General features: G+C 41.9%; 13 protein-coding genes and 1 pseudogene. 5 read left to right on the top strand and 9 right to left on the bottom strand.

The window, feature by feature from the left end; translation table 11 throughout:
• Positions 1-72: 72 nt before the first annotated feature.
• Positions 73-3159, bottom strand: coding sequence for an insulinase family protein (locus tag ACR63N_RS01950; RefSeq protein ID WP_472782700.1), 3087 nt, complete (start codon positions 3157-3159; stop codon positions 73-75).
• A 203-nt stretch (positions 3160-3362) separates the two neighbouring features.
• On the opposite strand from ACR63N_RS01950, the gene ACR63N_RS01945 reads away from it, so the two are divergent.
• Entirely contained in the window at positions 3363-3824 is a 462-nt protein-coding gene (locus tag ACR63N_RS01945) for a universal stress protein (RefSeq protein ID WP_472782382.1), read from the top strand.
• Between the two features lie 178 nt (positions 3825-4002).
• Positions 4003-4464 carry a universal stress protein gene (locus ACR63N_RS01940; RefSeq protein ID WP_367105167.1) on the top strand — a complete coding sequence of 154 codons (462 nt, stop codon included), beginning with the start codon at positions 4003-4005 and terminating at the stop codon, positions 4462-4464.
• A gap of 140 nt (positions 4465-4604) precedes the next feature.
• On the opposite strand, the gene ACR63N_RS01935 is transcribed toward ACR63N_RS01940, so the two are convergent.
• On the bottom strand, positions 4605-5540 hold the full coding sequence (locus ACR63N_RS01935; protein WP_367105166.1) for a LysR substrate-binding domain-containing protein: 936 nt from the start codon (positions 5538-5540) through the stop codon (positions 4605-4607).
• 192 nt (positions 5541-5732) lie between these two features.
• On the opposite strand from ACR63N_RS01935, the gene ACR63N_RS01930 reads away from it, so the two are divergent.
• Positions 5733-6830 (top strand): YeiH family protein, encoded by a 1098-nt coding sequence (locus ACR63N_RS01930; protein WP_367109735.1) that lies wholly within the window; start codon positions 5733-5735, stop codon positions 6828-6830.
• A 77-nt stretch (positions 6831-6907) separates the two neighbouring features.
• On the opposite strand, the gene cspE is transcribed toward ACR63N_RS01930, so the two are convergent.
• From cspE to ACR63N_RS01915, 3 genes are all read right to left on the bottom strand, one after another.
• On the bottom strand, positions 6908-7117 hold the full coding sequence (gene cspE, locus ACR63N_RS01925; protein WP_075102704.1) for a transcription antiterminator/RNA stability regulator CspE: 210 nt from the start codon (positions 7115-7117) through the stop codon (positions 6908-6910).
• Positions 7118-7367: 250 nt separating this feature from the next.
• Positions 7368-7793: a YbaN family protein gene (locus ACR63N_RS01920; RefSeq protein WP_472782381.1), complete on the bottom strand. Its 426-nt coding sequence runs from the start codon at positions 7791-7793 to the stop codon at positions 7368-7370.
• 33 nt (positions 7794-7826) lie between these two features.
• On the bottom strand, positions 7827-8318 hold the full coding sequence (locus ACR63N_RS01915) for a hypothetical protein (protein ID WP_367105163.1): 492 nt from the start codon (positions 8316-8318) through the stop codon (positions 7827-7829).
• A 554-nt stretch (positions 8319-8872) separates the two neighbouring features.
• Here ACR63N_RS01915 and ACR63N_RS01910 point away from each other — a divergent pair.
• Positions 8873-9769, top strand: a complete 897-nt coding sequence (locus tag ACR63N_RS01910; RefSeq protein ID WP_472782380.1) for an ABC transporter substrate-binding protein — start codon at positions 8873-8875, stop codon at positions 9767-9769.
• Positions 9770-9854: 85 nt separating this feature from the next.
• Here ACR63N_RS01910 and ACR63N_RS01905 read toward each other — a convergent pair whose 3' ends face one another.
• The 4 genes and pseudogenes from ACR63N_RS01905 to ACR63N_RS01890 all read right to left on the bottom strand — a co-directional run bounded on the left by ACR63N_RS01905 (position 9855) and on the right by ACR63N_RS01890 (position 17781).
• Positions 9855-11159, bottom strand: a complete 1305-nt coding sequence (locus ACR63N_RS01905) for a VWA domain-containing protein (protein WP_472782379.1) — start codon at positions 11157-11159, stop codon at positions 9855-9857.
• A 115-nt stretch (positions 11160-11274) separates the two neighbouring features.
• Positions 11275-13233, bottom strand: a complete 1959-nt coding sequence (locus ACR63N_RS01900) for an ATP-binding protein (protein WP_472782378.1) — start codon at positions 13231-13233, stop codon at positions 11275-11277.
• A 448-nt stretch (positions 13234-13681) separates the two neighbouring features.
• A complete protein-coding gene (locus ACR63N_RS01895; RefSeq protein WP_472782377.1) occupies positions 13682-14674 on the bottom strand; it encodes a hypothetical protein in 993 nt (330 codons plus the stop codon).
• A gap of 159 nt (positions 14675-14833) precedes the next feature.
• Positions 14834-17781 (bottom strand): annotated as a pseudogene (locus ACR63N_RS01890) (valine--tRNA ligase).
• 265 nt (positions 17782-18046) lie between these two features.
• On the opposite strand from ACR63N_RS01890, the gene ACR63N_RS01885 reads away from it, so the two are divergent.
• Positions 18047-19144: a formate/nitrite transporter family protein gene (locus tag ACR63N_RS01885; RefSeq protein ID WP_367105156.1), complete on the top strand. Its 1098-nt coding sequence runs from the start codon at positions 18047-18049 to the stop codon at positions 19142-19144.
• Positions 19145-19306 lie beyond the last annotated feature (162 nt).

The following is a 19306-nucleotide window of genomic DNA, read 5'->3' as shown; positions in this document are numbered from 1 at the left end:
AAACCCTTTAATACAAAACGATTAGAAAAAAGCCAAGCACGACGCTTGGCTTTTTAGTAAATCATCACCCTTCTAGCTGTTTATTTTACAAACGCTAAAGCCTAAATTTTTAACCTCATTTTCTTTATCATAAGGCGCTAATACCGCTCGGACATGAGGTTGCCCTTGCAAATACTGCTCAGCGACACGCTTTAAGTCGTCGATGGTGACGCTCAGTATGGCAGCACGCATTTTGCGTTGCCAGTCCGCGCCGCGATGATGCAGATCAGCGAAGCAAGCTTTGATCGCCTCGCCTGCTGGAGAGCCGGGTTTATCCATACCAGAGACAATACCTAAGATGGCCTCCTCTAACTGCTCAGCGGTTTGCGGCTCATTAAGTAGCCACTCGATACTGGCCTCAAAATGCGCAAACGTCTCAGCACAGTAAGGGTCGCGGTAACTAAAGAACTTAAAAGCACAAGCATTGGCATCATAACCTGCGCCGCCGCCATATGCTCCGCCGCGCTCACGTATGGCGCTATGCAAATAACCATTACGCAAATAAGGCGCAAGCACCATAAGCGGCGCAGTATCAGGGTGGTCAGCTGCTGGCACACTGTAAACGCTGGCATTATGGTACACATTGGTTGCCACCAGCCACGCTAAATCTTCAACATCCTTTGCAGCATTGCTTTCGAGAGCTTTGATTGCGTCTTTGTCACCATCTAACGCCGGATCTAACTGCAGTTTAGCAAACTCGCTAGGAACATCAGCCTCGGTATCTATTGACTGGGTATCAACTTGCGCGCCAAGGCTATCTTGCCAGCTCTCTACAATTAGGCGGCTTAAGCGCTCAGTTTGCTCTGCTTCACAAACAATCACCGCGTGTTTGGGCAAGCTAATCAGACGTTGATGCAGCGCCATCAGGCTGCTCGCCAACTGATCCCACAGCGTATCATCGTCGCTGGCATGAGCTAAAAAGTCTTTTAGCGCATTCAGTGCGGGCAGACCACTACGCACGTATTCAAGCTGCGCCTGACGACTCATGCCGCGGCTAGCCGTTTGCATGGCATAAGCATGTCCAGCGCTAGCAAGGCGTGATTGCCAACTGGCCTGACGCTGCTGGAGAATCTCTTTGATACGATCGTGTTCAGTAAAGACGCTATGCTCCATGACCTCTTTGAGCAAATCTATAGCTTCTACTTTACGATTTAGTGCGCGCGTGGCGACGACAAAGTAGCTACTAATCGTTAGGCTATCATCAATACTAGTACGCTGGCTAACCCTCGCGGTCACGCCAGAGGAATGCGCCGCTTGCTTGGCCTGCATCTCGTAGGCGTCCATAGAATCCGTGCCCAATTCTGATAGCAAACTTAAGTAAATTGGCAGGAGCGGATGATTGATGACATCGTTCGCTGGTAACTCATCCGCCTTGGCGCTATTGATAGCATCGGTCAACGGCACGATGACTTGATAATAGTACAGCCCATTGGTACCGGCTTCATACTCAAAAAGCGTGCTGTCTTGACCGCTTAGGCGCACCTGCTGTTGCGACCCTTCCTTAAAGTTGATATCAGTGGGCACGTCTTCTAAGCCCACCTTTGGCAGCAAGCTCAAATCATCCGGTGCTGATTGGCGCGCGGCCAGATCTAACGCTTGCTTATGCAATATATCTTTGTCATCAGCCGTCATATCCATGGCGATCGTATCAAGACGCACTTGCTCAGCGGCAGCAAGACGGGCAGATTTTTCACTATCCGGCGCGAGCGTCACCCGTACGCGGTGATTATTATCAAGCAGATGAGTTTTTATTAAATTAGGTAGCCACTGCTCGTCTTTTACTTGCTCACGCAGCCAAGCCAAATGCTCATCGACCTCCCAAACGTCAAGGGGGTTACCATCATGAATCGCGGTGCTAAACCCTTCAAGCATGAGATTTAAACCATAAGGCATACTATCACCGCCGATATGACGCTGATCGATCTCGATCTGATGCAAAATGGTTTCAATAGCCTCTGCATCAATGGGTTTGCTTGCAACATCAGCAAGCAAGTCTATAATGCCTTGCTCTACCGCCTCAGCATGTTCAGGCTCTGAGCCGCGTAGCCCCGTGTAAAACACCATCTCATAATGACTATCATCAAGGCCTAGCAATGGACTTGGCGCTTTGCCCAGTGGATGACTGTCGAGATACGCTCGTAGTGGCGAGCCGGCGTGCTCAACCAATACACCTTCTAATAGGCGCAGAGCCAAACGCTGTTTGGGATCAATGATCGACGGTAGCAGCCAAGCGACCACGTGATGAGTCTGATTGGGACCTTCGGTATCGGCAGTATAAGTGCCTGTCGCACTAATAGGCTCAGGCAAACGCTGCTCTGGACGCGATACGTGCTTTTTACCCATCGCAAACTGTTTGAGCGCATCTTCGTGGATTTTTGCTTGAGTCTCGGCAACTGGAATATTACCAAAGCTCATAATGACGCTATTTGACGGGTGATAATGGCTTTTATGAAACTCAACTAATTCAGGATGAGTTAAGTCTGGAATATCAGCAGGATCACCGCCAGAGTTATAATGATAAGTCGTCGTTGGGAATAAATGATGCACGACCGTATGATACAGCTGGTCGATCTCATCACTCATCGCCCCTTTCATCTCATTAAAGACAATGCCTTTGAAGTGCGGTTTATCTTCGCTATCTAATTCAACGCGAATACCTTCTTGCGCAAAATCTAGCGGATGAATATTAGGGAAAAAAGCAGCATCAAGATAGACATCAAGCAAGTTAAAATAGTCGTTTTTATTTTGAGTGGCGTAAGGATAAGCTGTCCAATCAGCAGCGGTCATTGCATTCATAAAGGTATTAAGTGAGCGCTTGATCATTGAAAAGAAAGGGTCACGTACCGGAAACTTTCTCGAGCCGCATAGGGCGACGTGCTCTAAAATATGCGCCTCGCCCTTAGAATCCATCGGCTGCGTGCGAAATCCCACCAAAAAAGCGTTTTCATCGCTAGGATGCGCTAAATGGTAATGCATCGCTCCAGTCTTGGCATGCCGACTGATCAGCACATCCATGGATAGCGCCTCGATATGACGATGCTCAAGCAGCTCAAACGCTGGATGCAAGGTCAAGTCAACGCTAAACGCTGCGTCAGTTACTGTATCAGGGTTAGTCGCCATAGCAGTTATAGTCATAGTTATCCTTTTTATTTATAAAATAATATTGATGTTAGATGGGGCTAAAGCTGAGATAAGTCAAGGCAGATGACAATAAACTGGCCTTAGTGTTAAGGCTACAATAACCCTAATAATAATGAGGATTTATACCTTAACAATGACATTGATGAGTGCTACTATGAGGTATCTGCTATAAGGAGAACGTTATGAGCTATCAGCATATATTACTGGTCACTGATTTATTATCCGATGCCGATATAGTCGCTCAAAGAGCCAAGCGTGTCATTGCAGGCTCTCCTGATGCCCATTTGTCGGTATTGCATATCGTTGAAGATGATATGGTGCGCTTTGGCTATGAGCTGGTGCCGGCTTCTAGCCTCTCAGGCAAAAAGGATGGCGAAAACTGGCAAGAAGCACGCATAAAATTGGCAAAATTTTTGGAGCGCAATGATCTTGATGCGGCGAATTCGGAGGTCACCGCTGCTATCTCCAATAGCGCTGGCATCATTAACTATTGCCATAAAAATGATGTGGATTTATTGGTCATTGGCCGTCACGAACGCCGTGGTATCGCCGCTTGGCTAGTAGGTGCAACGGCCGATAGCATACTGCCTAATGTACCCTGCGATAGCCTAGTGATTAAACTTGATAAACCAGTACCTGAATAAAAACTACTTATGTAGTTTATTCAAAAATTTTGCTTGAAGGGCTGTTGACAAGCACACTAATCATACAACGTATTCTTTATAGATTATTATGCATAAATGAGCAAAGATGGTAAGCCGCTACTTAACAGCAGCCTGTAGTAATGCTACTATAAAAGCTCTACATTACGAGGAATACCTCATGAGTTACCAACATATTTTATTGGTCACTGACCTGCTATCCGACGCTGATGTCGTTGCACAAAAGGCCAAACAAATTGTCGATAACCGTCCAGGCTCTAAGCTGTCTGTATTACATATTGTTAAAGATACTATGGTAGGCTTTGGTTATGAGCTAGTACCAGCCTCTAGTCTCTATGATGAGATTGACGATGAGCGCTGCCAAGAGGCGCGAATTAAGCTGGCACAGCTGCTTGAGCGTAACCAATTAGATGCGGTAAACTCACAGGTGACGACTGCTATCTCTAACAGTGAAGGTATTGTCAATTATTGCCATAAAAACGACGTTGATCTACTGGTCATCGGTCGTCATGAGCGCCGCGGTATCGCCGCTTGGATTAGCGGGGCGACTGCAGATAATATTTTGCCCAACGTGCCTTGCGACAGCTTAGTTGTCAGGCTTGACAAACCAGTATCGAAATAAAGCTAGCAAACTTTATAGTTTACAAAAAAGAGCGCATTGTGTTTTCACAGTGCGCTTTTTTGATATTACAAATTCAGTATTACGATTATAAGTACTTAAATAGATATTCAAATAGGTATTTAAACTGCACTCATTGTGGTTCAATCTACTGTAATGATATCAATAAAGCTTTGCCAGATTGGGCTTTGATGACGAGCCTTATGCCAAACCAGCCACCATGTACGTGACAAATCTATACCGACTACTTTAACTTGTACTAGCTCATTAGCTACTAGTTCAGTTTGAATCACGTGCTGCGACAAACAACCTAATCCAATATCGGCACTGACCATATGCTTAATCGCTTCTGATTGTTGGATAGCCATAATGACATCAGCATGAGGCAGATGCTGCAATAATTGTTCATCGATAATTTGCCGTGTACCAGAACCAGTTTCTCGCACCAATAATGGCAAACTTGCTAGCTGTGCAACCGTGAGCTCATAGCAGTTATCGTACTCGTTATAAGACTTTATATCAGCTAGCCATTTGCTATCATTTTTGGCAAACACCATCAAAGTATCAGTGCGCCATGCCCGCTGTTCAATAACTTTACTATCATTTGGGCGCGGCATACCCTCAACCAAAGCAATATCAATATTGAGCTGCTCAACCTCATTTACCACCTCTTGAGTATTAGCAATATATACATCAACATTAGCATCAGGCAGCGTCTCATAGAGTTTGGCAAGCAGCGGTGGTAATACATAATTGCCGATAGTGGTGCTGGCACCGATATGAATCTGTCCGGCTTGATGTTTATGATAATGCTCAAGCGTCAATGACTGCTCTAAAATAGCCTGCGCTTGTACATAAACGGGACGCGCATTGGCATGAGGGTTTAGTCTGCGCCCTACCCGCTCAAACAGTGGCATCTGTAGTCTTGATTCTAATTCGCTAAGGGCGCTGCTAACTGCAGACTGCGATAAATGCAGAACCTCACTTGCTTGGCTGGTACTACCAGTTTGATAGATACTGACGAATACCGCCAGCTGTTTTAGAGTAATCTTCGGTAATGTTTGCGCCGTCTTTATCATTCTTCCTCTAATACTATCTATTGAATACCTTATTAACCCAAAATTTAGATAGGTTATATCTTATTAATCTATTTTTATTATAAGACAACTTCTCTTATAATGTCTGTTCATAAGTTTATGCTTATTTGGATTAACGATATCCATCAAAGCAATATCTATCAAAAACAGCGCCTTTCGATAACAAGGTTAGTAATGAACACTTTTATGCAATCTCTTGCCAGCTACTTCCCAGAAAAACGCCACTTAATAGGGCTTATTGTTGTTCTGATCGGTAGTTTATTTTGTATGTGGCTCGATATCAGCTTAGATATTTGGACAGAGGGGCGTATCGTTGGCTTGTCATCATTAACACTAGCTATTTTGATTGGGATAGTATTGGGTAATACCATTTATCCACGCTTTGCAAGGCGTTTAAATGCAGGCGTTGCTTTCGCTAAAGGTCAAATTTTGCGTTTGGCCATCATGTTTTATGGTTTTAAATTGACCTTTACTCAAGTTGCCAGTGTAGGCATGCCGGCTATTATAAGTGATGCCTTAGTGCTGACCTCCACTTTTTTATTGACTTACTGGATAGGCACCAGATGGCTGAAAGTTGATAAAAAAACAACTTTATTGATAGGGTCAGGCGCTAGTATTTGCGGCGCGGCGGCGGTTATTGCCGCAGAGCCTGTGGTTAAGGCTGAAGCGCATAAGGTCACTATTGCTGTGGCTACTGTTGTCGTATTTGGTACCATCTCTATGCTGCTCTACCCGTTTTTGTATCATTTAGGGTGGCTACAGGTATGGCTTAGCCCGCAAGATTATGGTGTTTATATAGGTTCAACCGTTCATGAAGTAGCGCAAGTGGTGGTCGCAGGCAATGCTATTAGCGATGATGTGGGTGATACGGCAGTAGTTACCAAAATGATTCGAGTCATGATGCTCGCGCCATTTTTACTTGTGTTATCCTTTGCTTTGACCTCCAGCAAAGATAGCAATGTAGAGAATGATAGTGAAGACAAGTCCTCGTTTATGACTCGGGTTAAACAAGTCAAAGTGCCTTGGTTTGCCTTTATTTTTATCCTCATCGTGCTACTACATACTTGGCTACCTATGTCTGATGGCTTTGAGCGTAGTATGGTCAGATTGGACAATGTTCTATTGACTATGGCAATGTTTGCTTTAGGTTTGACTACTCATTTAAGCGCGATTAAGCAAGCAGGTATCAAACCTCTTATCCTAGGTGCTGTTATGTTTGGTTGGTTGATCCTTGGCGGCGGGCTTATTAATATTGGTATTAGTTTTATCTAGAAAATTTAGACAAAAAAAAACGAACCCTTAGGTTCGTTTCTTATACATCCGTATCTAGTTATCTATTAATAGATAAATTAGATAGCAACGATGTTATGAGCTTGTGGGCCTTTTTGACCTTGAGTTACTGTGAACTCAACTTCTTGACCTTCAGCTAAAGTTTTGAAGCCTGAGCCTGAGATTTCGCTGTAATGAGCGAAAACGTCTGCGCCGTTTTCTGGAGCGATGAAACCAAAACCTTTAGCTTCGTTGAACCACTTAACGGTACCTTTTTGAGTATCTGACATACTGATAATCCTACTTTTTAAATTATTGGTGGTCATATGACCGGTTACGCTTGCAAATAGCTACTGACGGTAAATATTAAAACGAAGGATTATAACTAATACTACGAGGTAATGATTTGGTGCAGAACTGCTCTTAAGCTTGGACACAGTATAAGCGTTGAATTACACTCACGCAAGCTTTATCTGCTAAATTCACGTATCCGGATACATAACATAAACATTCCGAGCATAAACGGACGTTTCTAAAGGTTTATTCGGCGTTTGGCAACCGAAATAGGTAAATTGCGACACTAATACAGATGGCAGATACGACCCAAGCCACCCATATTATGTCCTCTGGCAATCGATAAAATAAAAAAGCAGTCGATAATGCCATCATAATACTGGCAAGCCACTTAGCATAGCGCGGTACGGCGTGATTTTCTTCCCAATCACGCACATATTTACCAAAGTATTTGTGATTGATAAGCCAAAAATGAAAACGTCTAGAACTACGCGCCCAGCACCAAGCTGCCAATAACACAAAAGGAGCAGTCGGCATCACTGGCAATAACACCCCTACAATACCGAGTACAAAAGACACCCACCCTAGTATGACAAACGTCCAGCGCATAGTCGCACTTTTGGATTGATTGGTCTTGGGCCTGTGATAGAACGCGTTTTTATTTTTAGTCATAGGCCTTATCAGTAGGAAGGTTAACGATCTTTTTTAAGCTAGAACAATAATAATAATGGCAAAAATTAAAAAATAACCAAAAATGGCAGCAATAGCGTATTTAGTATCAACCTCTTCACCTTTTATTTGCAGTTTTCCTAAAGTTGTACCCAGCTTCACCATCGATATGGTAAAAAAGTAAAAGGCAAGTAGTAATAATACAATACTAATAATAAAAATAGCGATAGGGGCTAAAATACCAAAGAAGGTCACCGTTTCAGGGAATAATAGCCTACCTTTCATCACCAGTACTAACAAAATCGCAGCTAGCCCTGAGGCAGAAGCATGGAAAAAAACGATCTCATGCCACGTGGCATCAGCTCGATAAAAACTGGTTTCCACATCAAAGTTATTGTCGCTAGGCTCTCTTGCGACAGCGTCCCTTTTTAGTACTGCTCTATAGCTATTAATCTTACTTACGCTAATAAGCAGGGTAAAAAATGTCAGGGCAATCCATAAAAAAACATATAAGTTTAAGATAATCATTACTCCGAAAACCAATGGAAAAGTGGCTGAATCACAATATCGATATCGTTCACTCTACATACTAACAAAGTTGAATGACTTATTTTTAGCTTGAATGGCCTTAGCCATCATATGCATGAATGCCTATATATCTTACCAGCTCGGTAGCTTTTGTTTGTAAAAAAGTGCTTAGGTAGATGGTTTTATTGTAGTGATGCATATTAAAAAAACATATTCCTTTAAATCATCTAAAACCTTGCATCACCTTTTAGAAGTCGTTTATGATAACGACTCTATTCAACCGATCCATCTTGTCGGGGTGCTTTGATTTTTGACATTGTAGACATTTTTAACGTTTTAAACTTTGACGTTTTAAAGACAGTCAAAATCATCGCTGAGAAATACCCGTGAACCTGAAGCAGTTAGCACTGACGTAGGAAACAAGCGCGATATATCTATATTAAATCTCTAAGCCAAACGCACGCTTGATTGCGCCTCAGTCTTTGAGATTTTGCTTTTCTTGTTTTACCTTGATGCCTCAGTCTGATTGTTTTCTCTATTAAAAGGAAACAACCATGCAGCCCACTACCAAACTTACACTCACCCTTGAGTGGTTTTTAAACCCCGATCACCTGCCTTTTATAGCGGGCATAGCCACGGGGGCTTATAAACAATCCGGGCTTGATATCACTATCATCGAACCTGATGACCACTACGATGGTTTTGCCGAATTACAGCATCAAAGTATTGATCTCCATATTAATGAGCCGATCCATCTGTTTGAGCATTATGCTCCTAATTTGCGGGCGCTAGGCTGCTTTTTTGAGACCGATGGCGGCATATTAATGCGGCAATCAAGTATGGACAAGCTCAAAAATAACCAGCCTATTCGCATTTGTACGCCTGCTGCCGAGGACAAAACCAACCGTATTGGCTTTGAGATTTTGGCTCGTTATGCCAAGAAAAATAACTTTACTATCCGCCGTGAAAATGTCTCTTTTGTGTCAAAAGACTTTTATCATATAAAAAACTTGCAAGAAGACCCAAGCCTTGATGGCGCATGGTTATGCTTTTATAACTTTGAGGGCATTGAGGCGCTGCATGAAGGCTTGGACTTTGTGTTTATTGATCAACATCTTGCGCCCTATCCTAACTTTTCAGCTTTAGAGATTCTCACTACTGATGAGATTTATACTGAGAAAAAAGAGGCGATAGATACCTTTATCAAAGTAAGCAATGATATGGTAATCTTTTGCCAAAATGAGCCCGCCTCTGCCCGCAGCATATACTACGATTATAGTAAAACTGAGGCAGACGCGCTGATGAACTCTATCATTGCTGATACATTGGGCAGGTTTATTGCACCCATCAAACCTAGTGCGAATAAGTGGCAAGCGTTACGTGAAATGCTAGCGGAGATTGATATTGTGACATTAACCGATGAAGAGTATCAGTCGCTTTGGAGGTTGTAGGCATGGTGGTGTTTTAAACGATAAAAAACCACTACCGTGTTTACGGTGGCGGTCTTTTCGCCCTAGGCAAACTTATGGTTTTTATTTATTTCACCACCAACCCTATCTCACGCGCTTCTTTAAGCCAACTAGGAAACTCTTCTAGCATATTCTCATATAAGGCTTCTTCACTGATAGCGTCTAAATCATCCAGCTCAAAAAAGCTGCAGTTATCAAGCAAGCGTCCAGTCATATTATCTAAGTCTTTTAAAATACCGTAGCTACGCCCGCCCAAACCAACGAATTGCCAAAACATCGGTAGTTTCGCAGCGTTAGTCATAATTTTGGTAATACCGCGTGTATCGCGAACGCCACCATCGCTGATAAATAGTACATAAACCGGAACGTTAAGTCCGTCATTCTGATAAAAATCAGTGACTGCTTTCATCACTCCAGCTTCGTTATTGGTACGTGCGCCCAGCTCCCATTTACGCCAACCGCCTTGGACGGTATTGATAAAGTCAGCGTAGTTATTGAGTCCAACCTCACCTAGATAAGAGCAGTGTTCACCGAATGCCCAACAATCTAACGCTTGGTCATCATCAAAGCTGACGGCTAACGGCAACAAGCGGTTGACCACTTCTTGTACGCGTCCTTCTTTATACTGGCGATTCATCGAACCGGTCGCATCCAACACTAAAGCTACTTTAGCAGTTAATTGCTGTAATTGACGCTTTTCTAAGGATACGGTAGCTTTTTTAGCAAGGTTGACTAGCTTTGGCGCTTTCTCTAGCATAACCTTTTCTAAGGGAACTTTTGAGGTATTGACTTTAGAAGGCTGCGAAGCTGATGAAGCCGTAGTTTCACTTGTATCTTCTGCTACATCGCCACCGAAGTGCTGCACTATCGCCGCTAATCCACCGTTAAACCCTTGCGCGACATTGGCTAAGCGCCATACGCCATTTTTGCGATAAAGCTGCATCAGCATACTGGCTTGCTGCTGTGCAAAATCAGCTGCTTGATAATGCGCTTGGGCTTTTTGAACTTGCTGCCAAACGCCTATCTCTAATGATTGAATTTGATTAAGTGGCGTATCGGCTGATAACACAAAGAATAAGCCATCGACGTTTGCATGCAGTTTAGATAAGTTAATTTTAAACTCGGCTTGAATGCCTTTGTCGATAGTGGGCTGCGAGTCATAATGCGTGAGCTTAATTTGCCTACATGGTGATGTTGGCTGATTATAAAACACCATGTAATCATCATTAATTAGTTTGCCTGCACTATTTAAGGCAAAGCAGCTAATGTCTATCTCTATTGGGCTTTGGCGCGTAAACTTAAGGGTTATTGGCGTGGTGTCATCAATATTAAGATTGCTTAACGATGAGCGTTGTCCGATGGTTAGGTTCATGTTGTCTCAACCTTGAGCAAATAGTATTTCAAGAAATAACTCACTAATAATATCAGTATAATTATTTATTAGGTTAAAAGATAAATTTATGCTCTTGATACTTAATAACCTATATCTAATTCTGTAACTTTTCAATCAACTTATTTGGTTTTACATCGGTATAGTCTGGTAATTTGGGTTTAAGCTTATCTAAAAGATAGTTATGTGAAAGCTCGTGTTCGTCCAGAATTGAGAACCAATCGCGTATATACGTTTTTATCTTTTCATCTTTATTAATTAACCCTTTTTCTTGGTGAATTTCAGCAGACTTGAGTTTACTTTTTATTGACGTATCTTCTTTTGATATTTTTCGACCTACCAGAATCAGCTCAAATCTCATTTTTTCACTGCTAAACGAAGGATGCTTACTTATAATTTCTGCATAATCTTCTACTTGCCTTAAATGTTTTTTGTTTAATGAAATACTTGGTCTTTTAATTTCAACTATTAAACATTTATATATCTTATTATTACTTTCATCGTAACTCATATTTTTACTTGCTAAGAAAAAATCTACTTGTCTTTTAGCGCCTGAAATTTCAATACCTTCATCAATTTCACTAACCTCTATGTCGTCAATACCTTTTACCTGACTTCTAAGATTTTTACTTAATCTATTAAAGTCATCTTCTTCTGCTCCAATGAGCGAATACTGCTCGCCAAATAACCAACTGTTCTTTTCAATGATCATTTGTAAGTCAGGGGTTTCTAGAACTTCATGATACTTATGTTCCATAAGATCTCTTATCATCTTAACAGTGCTGAGCCTTTTAGTTATTTCCTCAACTGTACTTATAATATTTTCTAAACTAGAGTCTTTAATAATTTTAGACAATCTATCTAAACTGTCTGTTTCCAAATCTAAAACACCTTCTAAAACGTCTACTAAAGAGTCATTTTCATTAGAAGTCATTATCTTATCTAACAACCTTATCAGAATTTTGGCAGGTTTTTCTTTCAGATTATTAAATAAGGAAGGGTCATTTATATAGAGCTCTTTGACAACTATTCTTATATTATTATTACGCCATGAATCATACTCCCTATCAACACCTTTAGGCTTTAGGAAGAACCCTTTTTCTTCATAACTTTCTATAACTTCATCAGCTTTACTTTGTAAAAATTCCAAATACATATTTTCTTGTTTATCTACTATTTCAGAATTTAATTGGCTCCAATTAAGCAGTCCAGAGTTCATTGTTATTAAGTCTAAATCATTGTCATCGAAAATATCTGACTTTATTATTGTACTTAGATAAAAATTGGGTTTCTTATTAAAACCGCTAAGCTCTCTTGATTTAACATTATTCTTACTAGTAATGTAATAATCATAAGACTTCTCAGAAGATGGCTTTTTATACCAACGATAAAACTGTGTATAGAAGCTTAAGCCATCAATTTTGAAAGTATATGACAATGTATCGGCTTGTGGAATCTCTATATTTGTTCCATTAAAAGTAATCTCTACATTTTCTTTGATAGCTAGATACCAACCAAATTCTATGGATAAGAACCTAAAAATATCGTCTTCTGAAGGAAGATTTTCCTGTCCATCAAAGCCTATAAGTCTTACTACTGTTCCAGAGTTAAGATTCTGAAGCAGTTCCATTTCATTTTCCTCAAGCTCAATAATATCGAAATCTTCAAGTATCGTACTATCAATAGTAGTTTTATATATTCTTTTATTGTTTTTAGTATGCCATTCAGCTTTGTGAGATATTTTATGGAAACTGAACCTCCCTACCCCATCCTTACCGTGAGTATGTATAGAGTTTTTCTTTTCAGAATCATCATATTTGTTGAAACCACAACTTTCGCTATAAAAATCAATACCACTACCATCATCGAAAATTAAAACCTCTTCTATTCCTTCTAATTCATTCCTTTCAATAGTTATCTCAACTTTAGTTGCTCCTGCATCAAATCCATTCCAAATTAATTCATACAGAGATTCGATAGGTTTAGAGTTCTTAAACTTCTTCTTTATAGAGGGAGTGGTTACTTTTACTGAACTTTTGAGTGTTTTAGTGGCCATATTACTTCCTTGAAAGCCTTAATCTCTATCTAAAATAGTTATGAGTGTTTAAAATAATAAAATGGTCAAGAATATAGTTGTGAGTACATGCTTCAACAGGTTAGAACTTATGATAGTTTGTACAGAAGAATATCATAGTATTTTATAAATATTAGCATACAGATATTGAGTCGTAGCGTATGATTGCAAAGAAATTAATGAATAATAAAATACGCCACCAAAAAATGGTGACTTATTGCACAGCGTATATTTTTTCCGTAAGGGATGAGCGCCGATCGAAGCCTCTAAAGGACTCCAGACCATGACCCGAATACTTTCCCCCTTTTAAAGGACTCCAATGCTGAAACCATGCTCTTTTACTTCTTTCTCTGTTTAGGATCTGCTAATTTAGTTTTTCCAGCCCTAGTAATCGCTTTCAAACTTCTAAATCAACCAAGCCACCTATATATTAACCCAACAACTGACTACTTTCTACTTCTTTTCTTAAACCATCAACCACCACATTGATCTTATTCGACAACTCAATCTCTTCCTTACTATAATCACCTTTTTTAAACAAAGCCTTCGACTTTTTTGCAGCCTTAACATAAGCACTATTTTTATACAGTGCTGCGGTTACTTCCCGATTCATACTAGCTAACCGATTGTGATAGGACTCTAACTCTCTATTATCAGTATTAAGTAGAATAATAGTATTCTCTAGCTTTTCTGAGTTATCTAAAATAGCTTTTATTTTTTCTATTAGTGCCTTATCTTGCTGCTCGAATTTCTTAGCGTTGCTACGAGATTTAAAAGTCGAGAATGCGATGATAGGGATGATCATGATGACTAGAACCAGTAAATAACTCATGAGAGTCGTACCGCTACCACCCAAGGCTAGTAGCAAAAACCAGATGACCATTATCGTTAATAGCCCAGCCATAATCCCAGTAAATATCGTAAATGAGGGAAACCATGTTTTCAGCCTAGCGACTTTAGTAAAGCCAAGTCCGTCGATCATATTGACTTGTTTATCTATTTTATCGGTACTTTTGAGCGCTTCTATCATATCTCTTATAAGTGCCGCGTCTGTGACTAAGCGACTGCTAGTTTTTAACTCTTTTATGGTTAAAGCAATATTTTGCTCTAGCTTAGCGATGCCTACGTTTATTTGCTCTTGTAGCTCAGTGACTTTGTTAAAGATATAACTATATTGCTCATAGGTATTGTCATACGAGTTGCGACTTTTTATCGACGCTTCATGATGATCTAAAGTCGCTAGATACAGCAGCGTACTTTTAAAATCGCTCTCATGATACTCTTGTCTATCGTAGGTAATATTAGAATAGGTCTTGAGCTGTTTATATTTTGGCGAGTCTTTTTTCTTACTTTGATATAGGAAATAGCTAATGATAGCCAGTAGCAAAGCTACGATGACGAGCTTGAGATAAATACTATCCATAAGCGTTTTCCGGTTTTGATAAGGGGTTATGAATAGATTTGATTATAATTTAGATAAAATGATATATAGTAAGTGATATTTTTAAGTTTATAAAAGCAAATTGGTGGGTTACGCTTGAGCTAACCCACCCTACGAAAACTTTATCTATAATAAATAAAGTTACAATGCTTTGAGCTCTTCCATCTGCCCCGCCATAGTCTTAAGCTGCCCCTCTAGCTCAGCAAGCTTCACCTTCTCAGCATCCACTACTTCCGCTGGTGCTTTACTGACAAAGCCTTCATTACCCAGCTTACGCGAGATACCTTCTGCTTGCTTTTGTCATAGGATTTACCGAGACGACTTAGCTCAGCGGTTGGATCGATCAGCCCTTTCATCGGTACAAGGACGCGCAGTTGCCCGACCATACTTGATGACGATAATGGTACGTCATCACCTTCTTTGAGTATCTCTAAGCTCTCGACTTTCGCCAGCGCTTTAAACTGGTTTTTGATCCGGTCTAGGCGCTGTTCTTCCTCAGTCGAGATATTTTGCAGTAGGACTGGCAAGCGTACCGCATTACCCAATTTCATCTCGCCTCTGATATTTCGTACGCTAGCGATAAGGTCTTGTAGCCATGCCATATCTGCCTCAATCTGCTCGCTAATTTCGTCGGGATTGACTGTTGGATAGTCAGCGATGACGATACTGTCGGTGTTTTTGCGACCTAGTAGTGGCGCGATAGTTTGCCAAATCTGCTCAGTGAGATACGGCATGATCGGATGGGTAAAGCGCATTGAAGTCTCAAGCACATGCAAGAGCACGTAGCGAATTTGTGCCTTGCGCGCGTCCGTAACCGAGTCGTCATTGAGGCTAGCTTTGGCAAGCTCAACATACCAATCGCAGTACTCATTCCAGATAAACTCATAGATATCTTGGCTGACCATATCGAGACGATACTGAGCGAAATGCTGATGAATGTCTTTGGCACTAGAGTTTAGACGACTCATAATCCAGCGCTCAGGCAACTCCCAAACATCCACGTTGGCGCTCTGATCAATAGGTAGTGCACTCCCCTCTTTATCAACACAGTTCATCAACACAAAGCGGCTGGCGTTCCAGATTTTATTACAAAAGTTGCGATAGCCCTCAACACGTTTGAGATCAAAGTTGATATCGCGTCCGGTGCTCGCCAAGGACGTAAAGGTAAAGCGCAGCGCATCCGTACCGTAGGCAGCAATGCCTTCGGGGAACTCTTTACGGGTTTGCTTCTCAATTTTGGCCGCGTCTTTGGGGTTCATCATGTTGCTGGTGCGTTTTTCCACCAAGCTCTCTAAATCGATACCGTCGATGATATCGATAGGATCTAAGACATTGCCTTTTGACTTGGACATTTTTTGTCCGTTGCTATCGCGCACTAGCCCATGCACATAAACCGTTTTGAACGGTACTTGTGGGCTGCCATCGTCGTTTTTGACAAAATGCATGGTCAGCATAATCATGCGCGCGACCCAAAAGAAGATAATATCAAAGCCAGTAACCAACACGCTGGTCGGGTGGAAAGTTTCCAGTACGCGCGGATCAGCATTAGGATCTGCCCAGCCCAGCGTACTAAAGGTCCACAGCCCCGAGCTGAACCACGTATCGAGCACATCGTCGTCTTGGCGCAGCTTGACATCGCTGCTTAGATTATATTTAGTGCGCACCTCGCTCTCATCACGCGCCACATAGATCTCGCCTGTCGCGTCGTCATACCACGCTGGAATACGGTGCCCCCACCAGAGCTGACGGCTGATACACCAGTCTTGTAGCCCCTTCATCCATGCCATATACATGTTTTTATATTGGGCTGGGACAAATTCAATCCGGCCATCTTCGACTGCCTCAATCGCCGGGCCTGCCAGCTTATCAACGGCCACATACCACTGATCGGTTAAAAACGGCTCAACGATAGTGCCGCCACGCTCAGCACGCGGGGCTTTAAGCGCGTAGTCCTCGATAGTGTCCAGCCAGCCTTCCTCTTGCGCCTGAGCCACTAAGTGTATACGCGCGCTAAAGCGTTCAAGTCCGGCATAGGGGTTACCTAGATGATCGGATGGCGTGCTCTCAAGTTCAGGCCCACGCGTTTGCAAGTCAGGGTAGACTTCCATCTCGGGCAAAATATTGGCATGCTCATCAAAGATATTGATCAGTGGCAGCTCATGACGGCGACCCAGCTCATAGTCATTAAAGTCATGAGCGGGTGTAATCTTGACGCAGCCGCTACCAAAGTCGCGCTCAACATAATCATCGGCAACGATAGGGACTATCCGGCCTGTGATCGGCAAGGTGATGGTTTTGCCGACCAAGTGCGCGTAACGCTCATCTTTTGGATTGACCGCCACCGCGGTATCTCCAAGCAAGGTTTCAGGACGAGTGGTGGCAACGATTAGATAGTCTTTACCCTCTTGGGTTTTGATATCTTTATCAGTAAAATAATAACGAAAATGCCACAGATTACCTTTTTCATCATGGTTTTCGACCTCTAAGTCCGATAGCGCGGTTTGGAAATTGGGGTCCCAATTGACCAAACGCTTACCGCGATAGATGAGATCTTCATCAAAAAGGCGTACAAACACTTCTTTGACCGCATTGGACAAACCGTCATCCATGGTAAAACGCTCACGTGACCAATCAACCGAGCTACCCAATCGGCGAATCTGACGAGTAATGTTATCGCCCGACTCCTCTTTCCACTCCCACACTTTATCGATAAAGTCTTCGCGGCTCAGGTCGCGGCGCTTGATACCGTCAGCTTCCAGACGACGCTCAACCACCATTTGGGTGGCGATACCGGCGTGATCGGTACCCGGCTGCCATAAAGTATTGTCGCCATCCATACGGTGGTATCGGGTCAGCGCATCCATAATGGCATTATTAAAGCCATGTCCCATGTGCAAGGAGCCAGTGACGTTCGGCGGCGGCAGGGCGATTGAAAACGATTCATCTTTATCAAAAGTTGGGGCAAAATAGCCGCTATCTTCCCAGTTTTGATACATGCCAGTCTCGACCTCACTTGGGTTGTAGGCATTCTCAAGTTGAGTTAGCGCAGATTGGATGGACTCGGTTAGGTTGATTTTAGGATTACTCATAATGGATTATCTTTATTAATAATAAATGGGTTTAAAAGGCGTCAAAAAAGATTAGACAAGTAGATGAAATAATAAATACCGTGATTTTAACGCAGATGACAGGATTTTGTTAGATGTGAAGGTCATTTATCGCGTTTGAACAAACTTGTTTGAACAATTAAAAACATCAATCAGTACTACACTCAATATAATATAGACTACCGTTATGCTGTAGTATAAATGTGATTTATCTACAAACGCACTTCTAACCAACAGCGAGTCTGCCGTGTCCCAAAATAATGATGATCAAAAACCTGACAAGCAAAGCACTGACAAACAAAATATTAACGCTACAGACCAATCTCAAATTGGCTCTAAAGATGAGCAACTGGTCGTTGTACCAGGCAAAATAGACAATGTACACGAAGATGATGATGAGCAAGAAAGCGCTGCAACTGAAAATTTAGATGATGAAGACTTAAAAGAGTTTAGTGAAGAGGACAAAGAGAGCATCAAAAAAGTCGCTAATGATGACAATTTAAGTAAAGCTAAAAGTTACGCTAGCATCTTAGTTGAGCAGTTTATTGATGCCAAAGAGACTTTTCAGCGCTCCTTAGGCTCTTTATTTACTAGCGCTTTTACTGCAGGGCTTGAGCTTGGTATTAGCTTCTTTATGATTTTAGCAGCATTTGCCATACTCAACCAGATTTTGCCAGAGCAGTATGCTATGGTTTTATCGTCCTTGCTGTATCCTATAGGCTTTATCATCGTAGTTATTGGACAGTCACTGTTGTTTACCGAACAAACCTCCTTATTAAGCCTACCAGTACTTAACGGCATAGAGCCTTTATGGAAGCTGCTGCGGCTTTGGGGCATTGTTATCGTCGGTAATATTGCCGGCGGTTGTCTATTTGCCGCCTTAATGATCGGTTTAGGTCTTAATATGCAGCTGTTTACCGTAGCCGATATTGACGCTTATGCTCACCATGTTTTAGGATTTGATTGGTGGGTGATCTTTGGTAGCGCTATACTAGCAGGCTGGATGATGGGGGTTGCAGCTTGGCTTGTCACCTCCGCTCGCGATACCATTAGCCGTATCTTATTGGTGACCCTTATTACTGGCAGTATTGGCTTTTTGGGCTTGCACCACAGTATTGTGGGTAACATTGAGGTATTTGCTGCCTTTATGTATGGCAATAGCGTAGATTTAACAAACTACTTAATATTTTTGGCTGTAGTGTTAGCTGGTAATACCGTTGGCGGTGTGGTATTCGTGGCCGTACTCAAAAACCGCACTTTCTTATTTGATATTGAAAAAGCCAAAGAAGATAATGCTCAGGACAAACGCAACAAAATAGCGCGATTGAATAATTACGAAGCTTAATCGAGCAAGTTTATAATAAAGCCCTAACACATTTTTACTTTTGCCTGTCTTAAGTATTGATGTCTTAGGGTTTTTATTTTATTTCACAACCGCTCATTGAAGCCACGGTTAATGCCAAGTCACTCTCTGCTTTCTGAGCCCTCTTGAATTTTGAGCTGAACA

Source organism: Psychrobacter sp. M4 (assembly GCF_055699795.1).
This window is presented reverse-complemented; position numbering and strand designations above follow the sequence as displayed.